Origin of the sequence: Pauljensenia sp. UMB9872, from assembly GCF_030212665.1 — a bacterium.
GTDB classification, from domain to species: Bacteria; Actinomycetota; Actinomycetes; order Actinomycetales; family Actinomycetaceae; genus Pauljensenia; species Pauljensenia turicensis_B.
Map to the genome: position 1 here is coordinate 1 of NZ_JASOER010000017.1, position 15,196 is coordinate 15,196.

Genomic DNA, 15,196 nt, shown 5'->3' on the forward strand with positions numbered 1-15,196 from the left:
AGCATATATTTTCATCGTTAACCCAGTTCAGGGCCCATAAATCGAGAGATTCACACACACATTTTGTCGTTTAACCCGGAATATCCAAACGGTTAATCTGGGTAGTCATTTGCGGCAAACCCGTGGCGCACACTATGGTTATACCGTTGTCCGAACGCCCCTGTGAGGATTGCGGACAGGCCACCTTAGCTCAGTCGGCAGAGCGATTCACTCGTAATGAATAGGTCGTGGGTTCGATTCCCACAGGTGGCTCTGAGATAGCCCCCGCGAGAGCGGGGGTTTTCGCATATCCGGGGACGAATGGCGCAGGCACCCAATTTCCGCTCTCGTCATGCTGTGGCAATAGCGACTGGGGCGTCACTCCCAGGGCGCTGGCAACGGAGAGCAGGTCGTCCAATGACCATCCCACTTCGCCAGCTATTTTCAGCGAGATTGAGGGGCGTGATAAGCCTACTCGCTTAGCTAACTCAGCCCTTGTTACACCTTGGTAGAACATAATTTGATTGACGGTTAAGCCCGTCGCTTGCGCAGGTGTCAGACCAGCACTTTGGTTGTTTAGGTTCATGCCTTAACTGTATCAAAGTATTTTAATAGGCGCAACTAGGTTCACTTGCGTTAATAGTATTAACGAGCTAATCTGCATTTATGAACGTTAATAAACCTAACAACAATGATGAACTATTGACGGCTGGAGAAGCTGCCAAACTGCTTCCGGACACATCCGCTCAAAGCCTTCTGAGGTGGGCGCGTGATCGAAAGATAGCGTCAGTGCGGCTTCCCAACGGAAGGGTGTTCTTTGAGCGCGAAGCGATAGAGAGTCTGCCGGTCTATAGAGAGCCTGCCTATGCTGCTGGTTCTTTGCCGGAAGATCGGGTGCTGCCTTGTTTTTCTGCGTCTGGCGGTGGGTTTGGTGAGTGCTGAGGCTGTTCAGTGGGCTTGGCGGGTTGAGTGTCGTCGGTTGAGTGACAAGTTGGTGTTGCTTCGTTTGGCGTGGAAGGCGTGATGATTACCGTGCATGTGTGTACGCAGGAGGAGTTGGACGAGGCTCTAGCCGAACCTAAGTGTCATGAGGTCGTTATTCGTTCGCCTAGGGGCGTGTGGCTGAAGATCAGGGATTCGCGCGGTAAGGCTGTTGAGGTATTGGGCGACGCGATGGTCAAGGTATCGGGCGATACGAGGGTCACGGCATTTGGCGACGCGGTGGTCGATGTATCGGGGAATGTGACGGTCAGGGCATTTGAAAATGCGACAGTCAATGCGTTCGACAACGCGACGGTCAGGGCATGTGACTGCGTGACAGTCGTGGCATATGGTGACTCGACGGTCAGCGCGCTCGACAACTCGACAGTCGTGGCATATGACAACTCGACAGTCAGGGCATGTGACTGCGTGTCTGTCGCGGCATATGACGACGCGACAGTCAAGGCGTGGGATCGCGTGTCTGTCGCGGCATATGACGACGCGACAGTCAAGGCCGGGACATGCGTCCCAGTTCATGTCAACTCCAAGAACGTCACACACCAAGGCGGGGTCATTATCGACATGACCGCAATTGACGCCAATGACCCTGAAACGTGGTGCGCAATGCACCTTGTTGAGGTTGATGAAGACGGGCAGGCTCACCTTTATAAAGCCCTCGACGCTGATCTAAACGCTGGGCACTACTACCGGCTTACCAATTACCCGATCGGACACGTCGTTGACGACACCGCGAACTGGGTGGACAACAACAAGTGCGGAGGCGGGTTGCACGTGTCGCCGACCCCGTGGATGGCTAACGCCTACTACGGGGGAGAGTCTCGGTTTGTTGAGGTGTGTTGCCCTGTAGAAGAGTTGCGCCCTATCGACGAGGCGAAGGCGAAGGCTCCGCGTTTGCGGGTGTTGCGTGAGGTTACGGTCGATGGCTCCCCGGTTGGGGGTGGCACCCGGTGAGTGCTGAGGCTGTTCAGTGGGCTTGGCGGGTTGAGTGTGGCCGGTTGAGTGACAAGTTGGTTTTGCTTCGTTTGGCGTGGAAGGCGGATGGCGATGGTGCTGTTCGTGTTGATCCGGTGTTGGTGTCGGGTGTGACGGGTTTGAGTTTGTCTCGTGTGGAGGCGGCGATTTCTTCTTTGGAGCGTTCGGGTCTTATTGAGGCTCGGCGGTGGTCTGATTCGGGCTGTTGGTCGGTCCGCTTGCTGTTAGGAGGCGTGTTGTGAGTGTTGAAGCGATTGAGTGGGCGTTTGGTTTAACCGACGGTATTGATGTGCTCGAAAAGATGGTCTTGTTGTCTTTGGCTGATGATGCTGGTGAGGACGGCTGGGTGTTGTTGCGCTCGCTTGAGCGTCCAGCTCGCCGGTCGTGTTCAAGTGTTGATGATGTGAAAGGTGCTTTGGTCCGTCTTCAACAGCGTGGGCTTATCGATCTGGGTTGCTCGGATATTGAAGCGGCGCGCTTTCCCAGGTTGGGCCAGGTGATGGTGGGGGGTGAGTTGCCATGAGTATTCAGGCTATGACGTGGGTGTGGGGCCTGGAGGGTCTAGACACGTCGCAGACGATGGTGCTTCTAGCTTTGGCGGACGCGGCGAACGATGATGGCTTCGCGTGTTGGCCTTCGCAGGAGACTCTTGCTCGTAAGTCCCGCATGTCGGTTCGGTCGGTGAAGCGCCATATCGCGACGTTGCGTGATGCTGGTTTGATCGATGTGGAAATGCAATCGTCCACTCGTGGTCGTATGGCTAATTTGTATCGACTTCATGTAGGTGCAGAGTGGGACTTTTCTGCGCTAAGTCGCCAAAGGGTCAAATTGGCCCCTAGCGATAGCGCTAGTGGCGAAATCGTTGATATTCCGGCAAAGGGCCAAATTGACCCCTTGCGGAATGACGGGTCAAATGAAGTACCCAAGGGGACACCCGTGACCCCTACCAAGGGGTCATGGGTGTCCCCTTGCAATATAGGAACCGTAATTAAGAACCACCAAACCAAACCTAACCAAACCGAACCTGCACAGGAGGAAGCGCCTGTGGGGTGCGAGGGTGAGTTTTTTGGTTCGGTTGGGTCTGGTGTGGAAGTCGAGATTGATTCGCCGTTGGTGGAGGCGGATGCGGAGTTGATCGCGGAGTGCCTGCCACCGCCCTTGAGGGTGTTGGATGCTGCGGGCGCTGTTGCGGTGGCGCGACTGTTGCGTGAGTGCGTGGACGCGGGTTGGCAACCGGCCCAGATTCGCCAGGTGATGGATCAGGCTTTGCCGCCCAATGTTGGCCGTTTGTCGCGTTTGGTGTGTTACAGGCTTCGGGCGAATGTGCTCAATGGGCTACCCCCGGCGCGTAGCGCGGATGAGGATCCGCGTGTGCGTCGTGAGCGTGAGCGCCAGGCAGAGCGCGCGCGTCAAGAGCGCATTGAGGCTCTTGCGGCCTTGGTTGAGCCTGGGGATGTTGATCCGTTGTGGGATCAGGCGTGGAGCCAGGTTGTGTGTGAGAACCCGGAGGCGTCTCGCGTGGAGCAGTTGCATTTGGCGCAGGAGCGTCACGCTGTCTTGCTGGGTGGTGAGTCGGCGTGAGTATGTCGTGGCCGGTGTGGGCGCGAGGCGTGAAGGGCTTAACCCCGTCGCAGTCGCTGGTGTTGTTTGAGCTTGCCCGTTTGGCTGATGCTCGGGGCGTGGTGATTTGCGCGGTTGAGCACCTGGTGGAGGCTACGGGCGTGGCGCGCCGTAGCGTGTTTCGCGCGTTAGCTGGGTTGGAGGAGCGCGGCGTGCTTTCTCGAAAGATGCGCTATCGGGGCGGTAAGCAGGCTTCGTCAAGGTTTGTTTTGCATTGGGTGACTACTCGTAGCCAAGCGATTGTCAGTGATGATGCTGGCGAGGGTGCTGTAGCGGTTGAGCCGGTGGTTGAGGCTTGTGAGAGTGCTGTGGCTTTGCGTATTTCGGATAATGAGGGTTTGCGCAGGACTCTTGAGCAGGCCGCGTCTGAGGGTTGGCGTGGGGCTGCGGCTCAGTGTTTGGCGGCGACGTTGCACCAGGTGGGTGCGCGCCAGTTTTCTAGCGCGATTTCAAGGGGTATGCAGTTTTCGGGCATGTCGTATTCCGAAGCGGCGTGTGACACGTATGGGATCGCGTGGGAGGTGGCGATAACGTGCACTGAGCAACTTGTTGAGGCTTTGAGCCCGTGGGCGGTGTGGACAACGATTGTGAACCGGCGTTGTTTTGCTCGTGATGATGTTTCTGGCGTGGAGGAGCTGGTGGAGCCAGCGATGATGCCTGAGATGGGTTTGCGTCCTGGTATGGGTCAGGATTCTGATGTGTGGGTGTCGGTCGATGATTTTTCCGGCCCGCTTGCTCGACTGGTTGAGGCCTTGATCGATGCGGGTATGAGTGAGACCTTGGCGTGGGCGGGCACGCTTCGCGTGGCTGAACTGGCGGTGAGTGATGCGTCAAGGCGGCACCGGGCAGCTGGTGTTGATCCGCGTTTATCTGATCTTGGTGTGAGCCCGGATGCGGGCAGGGCGTGGATGACGATGTTAGTTGGCTCTCGCCGTGGCGTGAAGGGTAGTATTTTGGATGCTGATGATGAATCATTAGCGTTAGCGGCTCGCGAGGTGGTTGAGGCTCTTACCCCCGCAGCCTAGTTAATGTGACGCGTGCCACTATAGGGAGTGTGGGCAGAGTGCCAATTTGGCACTCTGCTTTTTGGTTTTTATAGGGGTTTGAATTCGTCGTTGATTTGTTGGATGACTTCTTCGTAGTTGGTGTCTTGTCCTACTTCGACCGTGTTTGTGGCGACGGTGATGAGGATGCGGTAGAAGATTCTGTTTTCGTTTGGGTCAAAGCCGTATTGGTAGGCCAGTTGTGTTCCCACGGTTTGAGCTGTGGCGTAGTCGTGGGCGATGAAGTATCTACTTCCGGCCTGGTCGGGGGTTGTGCCCTCGAAGGTGACGATGTATTCGTTGTGGTGTTCGAGTTGTTGCATGTGTTGGTTTCTCCGGTTAGTAGATGGTGATGGTGCCCGAGTTTGTGAGTCCGTCGCAGTTGGTGGTCCATGATTGTGTGCCGAGTGGGATGCCACTAACGGTGGCGTATGCGGTGCCGGGGATTGAGGTGCTTGCCGCCCCACCGGTTCCGCCGATGCTGATGCTGCATGTGGCGTAGCCGCTGCCTGAAAGATTGATTGCGAAGTGTGCGGCTCCGCCTCCGCTGGTGTTTACCGAGGTGTTCATTGATGTCACTCCAGCAGGAGCCGGAGCAGGTGCTGGGGCTGGTGCTGGTGCTGGAGCCGGCGTGGGTGCTGGTTCTGGCGAGGGTGCTGGTGTGGGTTCTGGTTCGGGTGCTGGTGCTGGTTCTGGTTCCGGCGTGGGTGCAGGTTCTGGTTGGGGTGCTGATTGCGGCCACCTCTCAGGCTGGGGTGTGGGTTTGTCGGTTTCTGTAGTTGAAACCGGCGCGCTTGGCTGCCCGGTTGGTTCGCTGGGTTTTCCGCCACCTGGTTGTAGCATGCGCACACTGAATATGACCGCTAGCGTCATGAGGATGATGAGTGTGGCCACGATGAGCTTTAACCGTTTGATTCGGGCCGGCTTATCCTTGCTGTCACCTGGGTTGTGCGTTGCAGGTTCTGCTTTTTCCTGAGGCGTTTTTCTGTTAATGCCTTGAGGTTCTGGGGCAATAGTTTCTTCTATTCTTTGTGGCTCTGGTGGCCTTTGGGGTGGAAGGGTGGCTTGTTTGTGCAGGGTTTGGGGCAGGGGCTGAGTGTGGTCTAGTTCGTCGCGGGCAAGGTTGCTGGCAACTCCGGCATTGCTGGCATTGGCGGCATTGCTGGCGTTGTCGGTGGTGGGGGTTTGTGCGTTGTCGGTGTGGTGGGTGTCTATGTCTCCGTTTGGGTGGATGCTCATGTGGTAGGTGCCGTCTGGGCCGCTGGCGGTGACGGGGAGGGTGCGCCCGTAGTGTTTGGCGATGGAGGCAGCGACGTTCATGGCTTGCCTCTGTGCGTCTTGTCCTGGTGGTAGTTGGGCTTGGGTGATGCCGGCGCTGGCGATGGTGATGGTGCCGTCAGTGTTTTGGGTGATGGTGATGGGTGGCCAGGCGGTCATTTCTCGTCCTTGTTTTGGGTGTGTGCGCACGTTCTACGTAGTACGTAGAAGGGAGCGCACATGAGTGAAGCAAATCCGTGGGCTAGCCCGCCTGCCCTGCCTGTGCAGTCGGGTGCGCCGGAAAGGCCGGTGCGGGCGCGGGTGTGGAAGCCGGGTGCACAGGTGTCGATGACGGGCGGGTTGCCGATTGTTTCGGCTTCCGGCCAGGAGTGTCCGCTGTGGGTGGTTGCTGCTCATGGTGGGGCTGGGGCCACGTCGTGGGCGAGGCTTCTTGGCGCTGGCGATGCTGGCGTGGGTTGGCCTGATCCGAGTGGGTTTACTCGCGCGGTGGTGGTGGCTCGCAATAGTTTTGTGGGGCTTCGGGCCGCGCAGTCGGCCGCTATCCAGTGGGCTTCTGGCCAGGTAGAGCGCGTGGAGTTGGCGGGCTTGGTGTTGTCTGCGGACGCGCCGGGCAGGCCAGTTAAAGAGCTGGTGGAGCTACGTAAGCGGATAGAGGGGGCGTTTCCGCGCGTGTGGCTGGTGTCATTCCAGGCCGCGTGGCGCGCCCAACTGGCGTGGGAGGCCCCCACCTCGCGTGAGGTTCGCAAGGTTTTGAAAGATTTGTCTGTGATTGGAAAGGAAGTCTGATGACGGTTTTTTCTAGGGGTACTGCCCTGATTGGTGCGGGTAAGGCACGCTTGGTAGCTGGCTTGGCCGGTTTGGAGCTCAACCCGGTTCCTGTGGCTCCCCCCGGCGTGGCGGATAAGGTGGAGACGGTGTTGACCTGGCTGATGTGGATTGCCGGGGCAACGGTGATTGTGGGCTTCATTATTGGTGGCATTATGCTCGCGGCTTCTAATGAGCGTGGCATGGGTAATGAGAACGTGCGCCGTATCGGGTATGTGATTATGGGCGCGGTCGCGATCGCAGCGGCTGCGCCTTTAGCGAAAGCACTGCTGTGATGGCGGAGGAAGAAAAGGCTGTTAATAGTCTGGTTCGCCCAGGGTTTATTGTTTCTGCCTTGCTGCTTGTCGCTTTGATTGTGGGGTTGGCGTTCTTATTGTTTACCCGCGAGAACGCCAGCAATGCCGGCGGTGATAAGCCTGTTGAAGTCTCATCTACTAGGCAGGAAAGTGGGGGCCAGGCCCAGTCTGGCCTGGTCGAGGACGCGGGGCTACCTGAGTCTGATTCAGTGTGCGGGCTTACAGCTCATGACCAGGTGGTTCCATCTGGGGCCTTGCCGTCTGTGCCGATCGATGTTGGCGATCGTATTCAGGTGCCACATGTTGACGGGTATGGGCCGGGCGTAACGGAGGGCGTTTCGCATTGTTTTGCACACACCCCGTCTGGAGCGATTCTTGCGTCGGCTAACTTCGTCACGTGGTTTTCATCGAAGGAACGCCTCGATGAGGTGGTGCCTACGCTCATGGCCACAGGGCCTAACCGGGATCGGTTGGAGTCTCAGATTAAGACTCAGTGGCAGGGCGAGACTGGTTCGCCTGTGATGATTCACGGGTTTAAGTATGAAGATCGCGGCCCTGATAACGCGATGGTGGTTCTCGCTGTTTCACCCGTGGCCTCTCCCGACAAGATGATGGGGTTCCCGGTGGTGCTGGTGTGGGCCGGCGGGGATTGGAAGGTGGAGGCTCCGTCTACTGATTCATGGGGTGAGCGGATTATTGATTCGCTGCCTTTAGAGGGGTTCGTGGAGTGGGGCGCGTAAATGTGTCATTTCTGGGAGTTATCGTGCAAAATTAGCGAGGCCGCGACTGAGGCGAGTGAGAACATTATTGCCCAGTGGGCGTTCAACATCATTCAGGACGTGTCATCGACGTTGTTGAAGGTGGGCACGGTATGGATAGGCGTTGGCACGCCTAGCCTGACTGGAGCCGATTCTGCGGTTGGTTTCATCCATTCCACCACTCGTCTCCTCGTACTGGCTTTAGCTATCGGCTCGTTTATGGTCGCTGGTATTCACTTGGCCCTTTCTAAGCGCGGTGAGGGGGCGATGAACGTCTTGCACGCCCTGTTAGCTCTCGCTTTGGTTTCCAGTGTTTCTGTTGGTGCCGGCCAGCTACTGGTGGAGGCCTCAGATGAGTTTTCCACGTGGGTTATTGGCTTGGTTATAGATGGTGATGCAGGACAGTTTGGCGTCAAGATTCTCAACGTCACTGGTATTAACGGTGGCCTGGGGCTAACGATTTTGATCGTGGGCGGCTTGGGTGCGCTGGTGGCGAACCTGGTGCAGATTGGCATGATGTTTATCCGCTCATCGATGCTGATTTTGCTGGTTGGGATCATGCCTGTGGCGGCGGGAGCGTTTTCTACCAAGTGGGGTCGGGCGTGGCTGAGCAAGATCATCGCCTGGTTTTTCGCGTTTTTAATGTTCAAACCGGCCGCGTCAATCATTTACGCGGTGGCGATCAAGCTGGTGCAGGGCGAGTCGTGGTCTGTTGGTGATGGTGATGAGCTTACTCGTTTCATTACCGGGGTAATCATGATGATTTTGGCGGTATTGTCGTTGCCCGCACTGATTACTTTCATGGTTCCAGCCACTGAAGCGCTCAGTAGTGGCGGTTCTGGCGCTGGTGCTGGTGCGGGCGCGGTTTTGGCTACTGGCGCGATGACGGTCGCCAGGGGCGCGGGTGCGGCTGCTAGTGGTGGCGCTACCGAATTAGCGGGTGCTGCCCTTGGCGCAGTCCAATCAGCTCACGGGGCGCTCAATGGCGCGGTTTCGGGTGGTTCGCCTGGTGGCGGCGAGAATAGTTCGCCTGGTGTTTCAGGTCCGGCGGGAGCTTCTGGGTCTAACGGTCAAGACGGCGCAGCGGGCCCGTCTGGAGCTAGTGGCCAGACGGGTGCTAGCGGGCAAGATGCTGCGCCTAGCGCGGGCGGGCAGGCCCCATCGGGTGCGAGTGAGGCGGCAGATACGGCTGGTGGCGGGCCGAGTGGTGGGCAGGAGGCTCAGTGGTGAGTGATGAGGCGGTAAAGGTTCGCACGTACGGCAACTGGCGGGTTCCACGTCGCGCAGGGCTTGGCAAGCTCGGTTTTGGTGAGTCGTTGATTGTTTTGCTTGGCCTGGCCGTGGTGTCGGTGGTGGCCATGTCCAAAGGCGTGATGGTGGCAGCCCTTGTCGCCGTGGCGTGGGCAGGCGGAGTGTTGCTTGTGATTACGCGCGACGTGCACGGAGTGTCGGTTTTAGAAAGGATGAGGCAAAAGATGCGTTTTCGGCGGGCGGCGCGTAGGAAGTCGAACATTCATGCTTCTGGTGGTCTTGCGGTTGATCCAACGCAGGGTAAGTGTCACCTACCTGGAATGTTGTACGGCTCGCGTTTGAGTGAGCATAAGGACTCTTATGAGCGTCCCTATGGTTTGGTTGAGCATGGTGATGGCACGCTGAGCGTGGTCATGTCTGTTTCACCTGAGGGGGGCGGTTTGACCGATCAGGACACGGTGGATCACCAGGTGGCATTGTGGGGCATGTGGCTTGGTGATTTGGGCGGGCAAATGGGCGTGGCTCAGGCGAGTGTGTGTGTGGAGACGATTCCTGATAGTGGGGATCGGCTTCGCCGCGAGGTGGGTGCTCGCATGAGCGATCAGGCCCCGCTGGTAGCCCGCCAGATTCTGACCCGTGTGGTCGATGATTATGGGCAGGGTGCGGCGAGGGTGCGCGCGTGGATTACGCTCACGTTTGACCCGTCTAAGATGGGCGCTTCGGCTAAGAAGCGTCCGCACGTTGTTTCACGTATTTCTTCGGACTTGCCGGGTCTTACTCAAACGCTGATGGGCACGGGCGCGGGCGGGGTGCATCTTTTGACCGCGCGTGAGGTGTGTCAGCTCACGCGCGTGGCGTTTGATCCGGCGAGTGAAGTCTTGTTTGAGCAGGCAGCTAATGCTGGTGAGGACGTTGCTTTGACGTGGGAAGATGCCGGGCCTATGAGAGCTGTGGCCCAGTGGGATCATTACCGGCACGATTCTGGTCTTTCACGCACGTGGGTGATGTCCAGGCCCGCGCGCGGATACGTCCAATCTGGCGTGCTACGCAAGATTTTAGAGCCGTCTCGTGACGTGCAACGCAAGCGCGTCACGATCATTTACCGGCCTTTGGACGCGGCCAAGGCCCCAGGGGCGGCGGATGCGGATGTGAACCGCGCGGCCGCAAGGGTGGAGAACACGCCCCGGCCTACCGCTACTGCGCGCAGGGAGCTACGCGCAGCCCAACAGGTGGCCGATGAGGAGGCAGCAGGTGCGGGCTTGCTAGATTTCGCGCTGATTATTAGCGCCACAACGAGCGCCGATGAGCTCGAGGACACGTCGAGCGCAGTCCAGGCGTTGGCCGCTTCTTCACGTCTTTTGGTGCGCCCAGCTTATGGCGCGCAGGATAGCGCGTTCGCACTCGGCCTACCTTTAGGGCTTCGCCCGGCTTCGCAGGCATTGTCTGGAGGCTGGTAGGCGTGGCTTTTGTAACTGACCTGGTATCAGCCCTTTTCACCAGCTCTACCACTACTAGCAGTAGGGGCAAGCCTGGTTCTGGCACGGTAGCTAATCAGCCGCTGATCCAGCCGTGGCGCGCCACGTCGAAACAAGTGTGTGGCATGTTCCCTTTCATCGTGGGGTCGAACACGGCTTTAGTGGGAGCGCCCCTTGGTCGGGCCTTGCACGGTGGGGGAGCAGTGTGCGCCGACGAAATCTCATGGTTTGAGCGCGGTTTGATTAGTGCCCCTTCGGCAATGGTGCTCGGTTTGAACGGTTTGGGTAAGTCTTCGCTGGTTCGGCGCATGATTACCGCTTCAGCCGGGTTCGGGGTGCACACGATGGTTCTGGGCGATATTAAGCCAGACTATGTGGCGTTGATTGAAGCTCTTGGTGGGCAAGTCATCAGTATTGAGCATGGTGGTGCGGGTATTAACCCACTCGATGCTGGCAACGTCCGTGAGGCCGTGGAGTTGTTGGAAGCGGCAGGCAAGTTTGAGGATCGTGACAAGCTCTTGGCCGCAGCCCATGAGCGTAAGAAAGACATGGTGTGCTCCCTCATCCACATTATTCGTCGCACGCCACCTTCAGATAGGGAGGAGACGATTGTTGACGAGGCTATCCGTATTTTGGAGACCTATGATCGGCCAGTAGTGTTGGCTGACCTTTTGGAGGTTGTGCGCGATGCTCCAGATGAGCTCCGCGCAGCCGCACTGGATCGCGGCGATATTAACCACTACCGGACGGTCACCGAGAGCTTGGAAGCCTCGCTCATGGCTTTGTTGTCGGGCCGCTTTGGCGGTCTATTCGCGGTGGAGACTACAACGCCGATGATGATGGATCGTTCCGTAGTGTTTGACGTTTCCGCATTTAAGGAAGCCTCAGAGGACCTACAGGCCGCGTTGTTGCTTGCTACGTGGTCGTACGGGTTTGCGACCGTGGAGATTGCGCAGACACTGGCTGATGCGGGTGTTGCTCCGCGTCGGCGTTACAAGATTGTCATGGATGAGCTGTGGCGTATTTTGCGCGCCTCATCGGGCTTGGTTGAGCGTATTGACTCTCTTACTCGTCTGAACCGCACGGTTGGTGTGGGCCAGCTGATGGTCACGCACTCGATGGCAGATTTTAATGCTCTGGCTTCCCCGGCAGACCGGCTGAAAGCCTTGGGGTTTGTTGAGCGGTCGAAAATGCTGTTTTTGGGTGGTCTGCCTGCCCGTGAGATGGAGTTGTTGGAGGGTGTGTTTTCTTTGACTGAGAAGGAAAAGTCGATGCTGACCTCGTGGAATGCTCCGGGCACGTATGACCCGACCACGGGTAGGGATGCCCCGCCTCTTGGCATGGGCAAGTTCATGTTGAAAACCTCGAACGCTCCGGGCACACCGTTCCAGGTGCGTTTCGTAGCGGGGGAGGCGGCCTTGTCGGATACGAACCAAAGGTGGAACAAGAGAAGATGAGTGTGCGCGATGATGTATCCACGTGGGAGCCGTCCACTGTTTTAATGGCGGTCTTTATCGCCATTGTGGCCGTGGCCAGTCTGCTTATCACTTGTGGCGCACACGCTTGGGCGCTCTGGCGCGGGGTAGACGGGGTTTCGTGGAACCCGTTTACTCTCATGATCGAGGTGTTTCAGGGCCGGCTTGACCCGACCGGCGAAGTGTATTGGTGGATTGGCGGGGTAGGCGTTGCCCTCCTCATCCTTGTCCTTACTGGTCTGGTTCTGGCACTTCCACGCCGCTCTAAGCGCTCTAGGCGCGGTGATGAGGCCGCGCAGTGGGCTGGTAGGGGTAAAGATATTGAGCCGATCACGAAGGCGGCTGTGGCCGCTAAAGCGAAGCTTTTAGGCGTTGAGGGCGCGACCGGGTTCCCGGTAGGTCGCACCGTGGCTGGTGACATGCCGGTCATGTCATCGTTTGAGGACGTGTGTATCACGATTGCAGGGCCGCGTACAGGTAAGACCACCTCGTGGGTGGTGCCCCGCATTTTCGCTGCTCCTGGCGCGGTTGTGGCCACGTCGAACAAACGCGACATAGTAGATAAGACCCGCACGCGCCGGGCTCGGGCCACGGGTGAACAAGCGTGGGTGTTTGACCCCCAAGGTCTCGCTGGGGAGGAACAGTCATGGTGGTGGAACCCCTTATCGTACGTGACTGATTATGTGCAGGCAGTCGCATTGGCGGACATGTTTTTATCTGCTGAGGACGTGTCGAACAAGGACGGTAACGACATGTGGGATCAGTGGGCGTGCCAACTGATTGCCCCGATGCTGTTAGCGGCCGCCACGGCAGGCAAGCCAATTACGGTTTTGCACACGTGGTTGGCTGACCAGACTAATGATGAGCCGGTTCTGTTGCTCCGCAAGCTCGCTGGCGAGAGTGTTGTAGAAGATGTGCGAGATGATCTGCTCAAGGCTACTACTAGCCTGGAAGGGTTTATGGGTCTGCCCACTGAAACGCGCGGCAGTGTGTATGGTTGCGCGGTGCGGATCATGCACTTTTTGAATAACACGCGCCTCATGCGTTGGGTCACCCCCGTGGAGGGTGTGCCTGAGTTTCACCCAAGCGAGTTCGTTAAGACCAAGCAAACCTTGTATTGCTTGTCGCAAGAAGGACGCGGGAGTGCAACCCAGATTGTCACCCCGCTTACCGTGGCCGTGGTTGAAGCGGCCACGGCCTACGCCACGAGCCAGGCGGGCGGCAGGTTGGCTACTCCCATGCTGATCGAGTTGGACGAGGCGGCGAATGTGTGTCGGTGGAACGAACTACCCTCGCAGTATTCCCATTTTGGTTCTCGCGGGCTCTGCGTTGACACGGTGTTGCAGTCGTGGAGTCAGGGTGAGCGAGTGTGGGGCGATAAGGGCATGAAGGCCCTTTGGTCGGCCGCGAATGTGAAGGTGTATGGCGGTGGCGTGTCAGAGCCAGACTTTTTGCGCAACCTCTCAGAACTGATTGGTACACATTGGGTGGACTCTACCCAGATTTCAAGTTCTTCTCAGGGCAGGTCGTATTCAACATCTAAGGCATCCCAGCAAAGGCCTATTGCCACCGTGTCGGACTTGCAGGCTCTCCCCCAGGGCAGGGCGTGGGTGTTCGCTTCGGGCGCGGTAGCCACCCTCGTGCGACTGATCCCGTTTTGGGACCAGGAAGATTATCAGCCGGGCAAGTAGTTAAGGGAGAATACTATGGCAGATCACGTGTTGAATGAGACCAGCGCGGAAATGGTGCGCGCATGGCGGGTAGCGATGGCGGTGGGCCGTTTCATGGCCATGCGCAGAGAACAAGCCTTACGCAAGGCTGAACAATCCTCAGCCGGCCATGAGAGAGCGTTGCGAAGGGCGATTGAGGATGAGCGCCTGTTAGCGCAAAAGGTTTACTCTCAAGCCCTTGACGATAAGTGGTGGCACACCGCCGTCGAAGATGACGCAGCCTACGTTTACGGGGTGGCACGCCGTTTTAGCGATATTGACCCCCAGGCAGAGTTAGCTGCGCGCAGGTGTGAGAGGGAGGCTAAAGAACGGTGGGGCATTGACGCCCGCGGCCCGCTGGCAAGACCAGGTGATATTCCCAGCGTGGACGAGGCACTGAAGGACGCTCCCGTGCTCGATGGGGAGGACGCGGCCGAGTTAAAACCGGCCGTGCAAGAAGTGTTGTACCGGGCCTATCAGGACGGGGACTATCAGATGGTGGGTCGCGTTCGGGCCGAGGCGATCTTGGACTACGTGCAAGAGCAGAAGGACACTGCCCCGGATTGGCTCAATAGTCTCTGGCAAAAAGACTTATCCCAGTGGCTAGACGGGGACGCTCACATCGCCCAGCGGGTGCGCGATATTTATCCCGACATTCAAGCAGCTGAGCAGATGTACGCCGAAGCTGTTGGCATGGCCGCTCACGCCCAGCGTCAGGCGGGCGTTGAAGGCCGAGAAGGGCGCGAGGCGAGGCAGGAGCTCAAGGCGGGCGAGTCTAGCGAGGGTGCAGAAGGTGCAGCGGTGAAAGAGATGAGCGAAGCCAAGCAGGCCGGGCGCAGCGCTGAGGCGGCGTGGGATACGATGCAGGCCCGACAGGCACACGCCCAGTCTTTGCTCGATCAGGGAGCAGACCCGCAGGCGGTGCGCGCGGCGATGACTGCCGACACGGGACTACACCAGCCCGCTAGGACGGCCACGCGCAAGAGCGGTAAGACGAACACTACTCCCGCGCGCGTGCCAGCTAAGACGCCGGTGCGTGTACAGACCCGCCACATGTAGACCGAGTGAGAGGGCGGCCGACACTAGGTAGTGTCGGCCGCTCGTCATTATTCGCGCGGCTGGATAATGTCAGGAGCGGCTGGCTCGCACGGTAGTTCCCCATCGGGGTGAGGGCGCAGGTCGCGATGCCCGCCCTCGACGCTACAGCCTTTGAAGGGACCGTCATTGTCGAGCAGTACCGCCATGATTGGGTCAGCGTAGCTCACCAGCCACTGCGCAGCTGCTAGCGGCCCGTCGTGGACGCGCATGTGCTCCCAGGCAAGCCATAAGGCTTGCAAGCGGTAGACCGCTTCGTCATGCTTCCACCATTGCGGACACCACGTCATCCGCCCTTTAGGTAGGGCGCGCTCGTAGATGCGCACAAGAAAATCACGTACGAACACGTCCACGGTGGGGTAGTACAGGCCAGGGGTATCTACTTCTTCACTCATACCCGCTACGTGGACTGTGCGCG

General features: G+C 58.4%; 18 protein-coding genes, 1 tRNA gene and 1 pseudogene. 16 read left to right on the top strand and 4 right to left on the bottom strand.

Annotated elements, in window-relative coordinates:
- Nucleotides 1-179 precede the first annotated feature (179 nt).
- Nucleotides 180-252 (top strand) — tRNA-Thr (locus tag QP109_RS07375).
- Between the two features lie 100 nt (nucleotides 253-352).
- On the opposite strand, the pseudogene QP109_RS09345 reads toward QP109_RS07375, so the two are convergent.
- Nucleotides 353-565 (bottom strand): annotated as a pseudogene (locus QP109_RS09345) (helix-turn-helix domain-containing protein); the annotation flags it as partial.
- A gap of 80 nt (nucleotides 566-645) precedes the next feature.
- Between QP109_RS09345 and QP109_RS07380 the strand changes: the two are divergent.
- From QP109_RS07380 to QP109_RS07405, 6 genes are all read left to right on the top strand, one after another.
- A complete protein-coding gene (locus QP109_RS07380; RefSeq protein WP_285024164.1) occupies nucleotides 646-921 on the top strand; it encodes a MerR family transcriptional regulator in 276 nt (91 codons plus the stop codon).
- An 81-nt stretch (nucleotides 922-1,002) separates the two neighbouring features.
- Complete coding sequence (locus QP109_RS07385) at nucleotides 1,003-1,932, top strand: DUF7666 domain-containing protein (RefSeq protein ID WP_285024165.1); 930 nt, start codon at nucleotides 1,003-1,005, stop codon at nucleotides 1,930-1,932.
- Nucleotides 1,933-1,976: 44 nt separating this feature from the next.
- Complete coding sequence (locus tag QP109_RS07390) at nucleotides 1,977-2,195, top strand: hypothetical protein (protein WP_285024166.1); 219 nt, start codon at nucleotides 1,977-1,979, stop codon at nucleotides 2,193-2,195.
- Nucleotides 2,192-2,476: a hypothetical protein gene (locus QP109_RS07395; RefSeq protein ID WP_285024167.1), complete on the top strand. Its 285-nt coding sequence runs from the start codon at nucleotides 2,192-2,194 to the stop codon at nucleotides 2,474-2,476. Before QP109_RS07390 ends, QP109_RS07395 begins: the two co-directional genes overlap by 4 nt.
- Nucleotides 2,473-3,534, top strand: a complete 1,062-nt coding sequence (locus QP109_RS07400; protein WP_285024168.1) for a helix-turn-helix domain-containing protein — start codon at nucleotides 2,473-2,475, stop codon at nucleotides 3,532-3,534. The genes QP109_RS07395 and QP109_RS07400 overlap by 4 nt, the downstream gene beginning before the upstream one ends.
- A gap of 2 nt (nucleotides 3,535-3,536) precedes the next feature.
- Nucleotides 3,537-4,598, top strand: a complete 1,062-nt coding sequence (locus tag QP109_RS07405) for a MarR family transcriptional regulator (protein ID WP_350224220.1) — start codon at nucleotides 3,537-3,539, stop codon at nucleotides 4,596-4,598.
- 68 nt (nucleotides 4,599-4,666) lie between these two features.
- Here the strand turns inward: QP109_RS07405 and QP109_RS07410 are convergent, their stop codons facing one another.
- A complete protein-coding gene (locus QP109_RS07410) occupies nucleotides 4,667-4,939 on the bottom strand; it encodes a hypothetical protein (protein ID WP_285024170.1) in 273 nt (90 codons plus the stop codon).
- Nucleotides 4,940-4,955: 16 nt separating this feature from the next.
- Nucleotides 4,956-5,186, bottom strand: coding sequence for a hypothetical protein (locus QP109_RS07415; RefSeq protein WP_285024171.1), 231 nt, complete (start codon nucleotides 5,184-5,186; stop codon nucleotides 4,956-4,958).
- Nucleotides 5,187-5,188: 2 nt separating this feature from the next.
- On the opposite strand from QP109_RS07415, the gene QP109_RS07420 reads away from it, so the two are divergent.
- The 9 genes from QP109_RS07420 (at nucleotide 5,189) to QP109_RS07460 (ending at nucleotide 14,742) form a co-directional block, all read left to right on the top strand.
- Nucleotides 5,189-5,395, top strand: coding sequence for a hypothetical protein (locus QP109_RS07420; protein ID WP_285024172.1), 207 nt, complete (start codon nucleotides 5,189-5,191; stop codon nucleotides 5,393-5,395).
- A 718-nt stretch (nucleotides 5,396-6,113) separates the two neighbouring features.
- A complete protein-coding gene (locus QP109_RS07425) occupies nucleotides 6,114-6,680 on the top strand; it encodes a DUF6668 family protein (protein WP_285024173.1) in 567 nt (188 codons plus the stop codon).
- Nucleotides 6,680-6,994 (top strand): hypothetical protein, encoded by a 315-nt coding sequence (locus tag QP109_RS07430; protein WP_285024174.1) that lies wholly within the window; start codon nucleotides 6,680-6,682, stop codon nucleotides 6,992-6,994. Before QP109_RS07425 ends, QP109_RS07430 begins: the two co-directional genes overlap by 1 nt.
- Nucleotides 6,994-7,755 carry a DUF8175 domain-containg protein gene (locus QP109_RS07435; protein ID WP_285024175.1) on the top strand — a complete coding sequence of 254 codons (762 nt, stop codon included), beginning with the start codon at nucleotides 6,994-6,996 and terminating at the stop codon, nucleotides 7,753-7,755. Before QP109_RS07430 ends, QP109_RS07435 begins: the two co-directional genes overlap by 1 nt.
- The gene (locus QP109_RS07440) at nucleotides 7,756-9,003 is read left to right on the top strand and encodes a collagen-like triple helix repeat-containing protein (protein ID WP_285024176.1); all 1,248 of its coding nucleotides are present in this window, start codon (nucleotides 7,756-7,758) and stop codon (nucleotides 9,001-9,003) included.
- A complete protein-coding gene (locus QP109_RS07445) occupies nucleotides 9,000-10,481 on the top strand; it encodes an SCO6880 family protein (protein ID WP_285024177.1) in 1,482 nt (493 codons plus the stop codon). The genes QP109_RS07440 and QP109_RS07445 overlap by 4 nt, the downstream gene beginning before the upstream one ends.
- A gap of 143 nt (nucleotides 10,482-10,624) precedes the next feature.
- Complete coding sequence (locus tag QP109_RS07450; RefSeq protein WP_285024178.1) at nucleotides 10,625-11,956, top strand: putative type IV secretion/conjugal transfer ATPase; 1,332 nt, start codon at nucleotides 10,625-10,627, stop codon at nucleotides 11,954-11,956.
- Nucleotides 11,957-12,000: 44 nt separating this feature from the next.
- A complete protein-coding gene (locus QP109_RS07455) occupies nucleotides 12,001-13,665 on the top strand; it encodes a TraM recognition domain-containing protein (protein WP_285024179.1) in 1,665 nt (554 codons plus the stop codon).
- A 15-nt stretch (nucleotides 13,666-13,680) separates the two neighbouring features.
- Entirely contained in the window at nucleotides 13,681-14,742 is a 1,062-nt protein-coding gene (locus QP109_RS07460; RefSeq protein WP_285024180.1) for a hypothetical protein, read from the top strand.
- A gap of 47 nt (nucleotides 14,743-14,789) precedes the next feature.
- Here the strand turns inward: QP109_RS07460 and QP109_RS07465 are convergent, their stop codons facing one another.
- On the bottom strand, nucleotides 14,790-15,173 hold the full coding sequence (locus QP109_RS07465; protein WP_285024181.1) for a DUF4913 domain-containing protein: 384 nt from the start codon (nucleotides 15,171-15,173) through the stop codon (nucleotides 14,790-14,792).
- Nucleotides 15,174-15,196 lie beyond the last annotated feature (23 nt).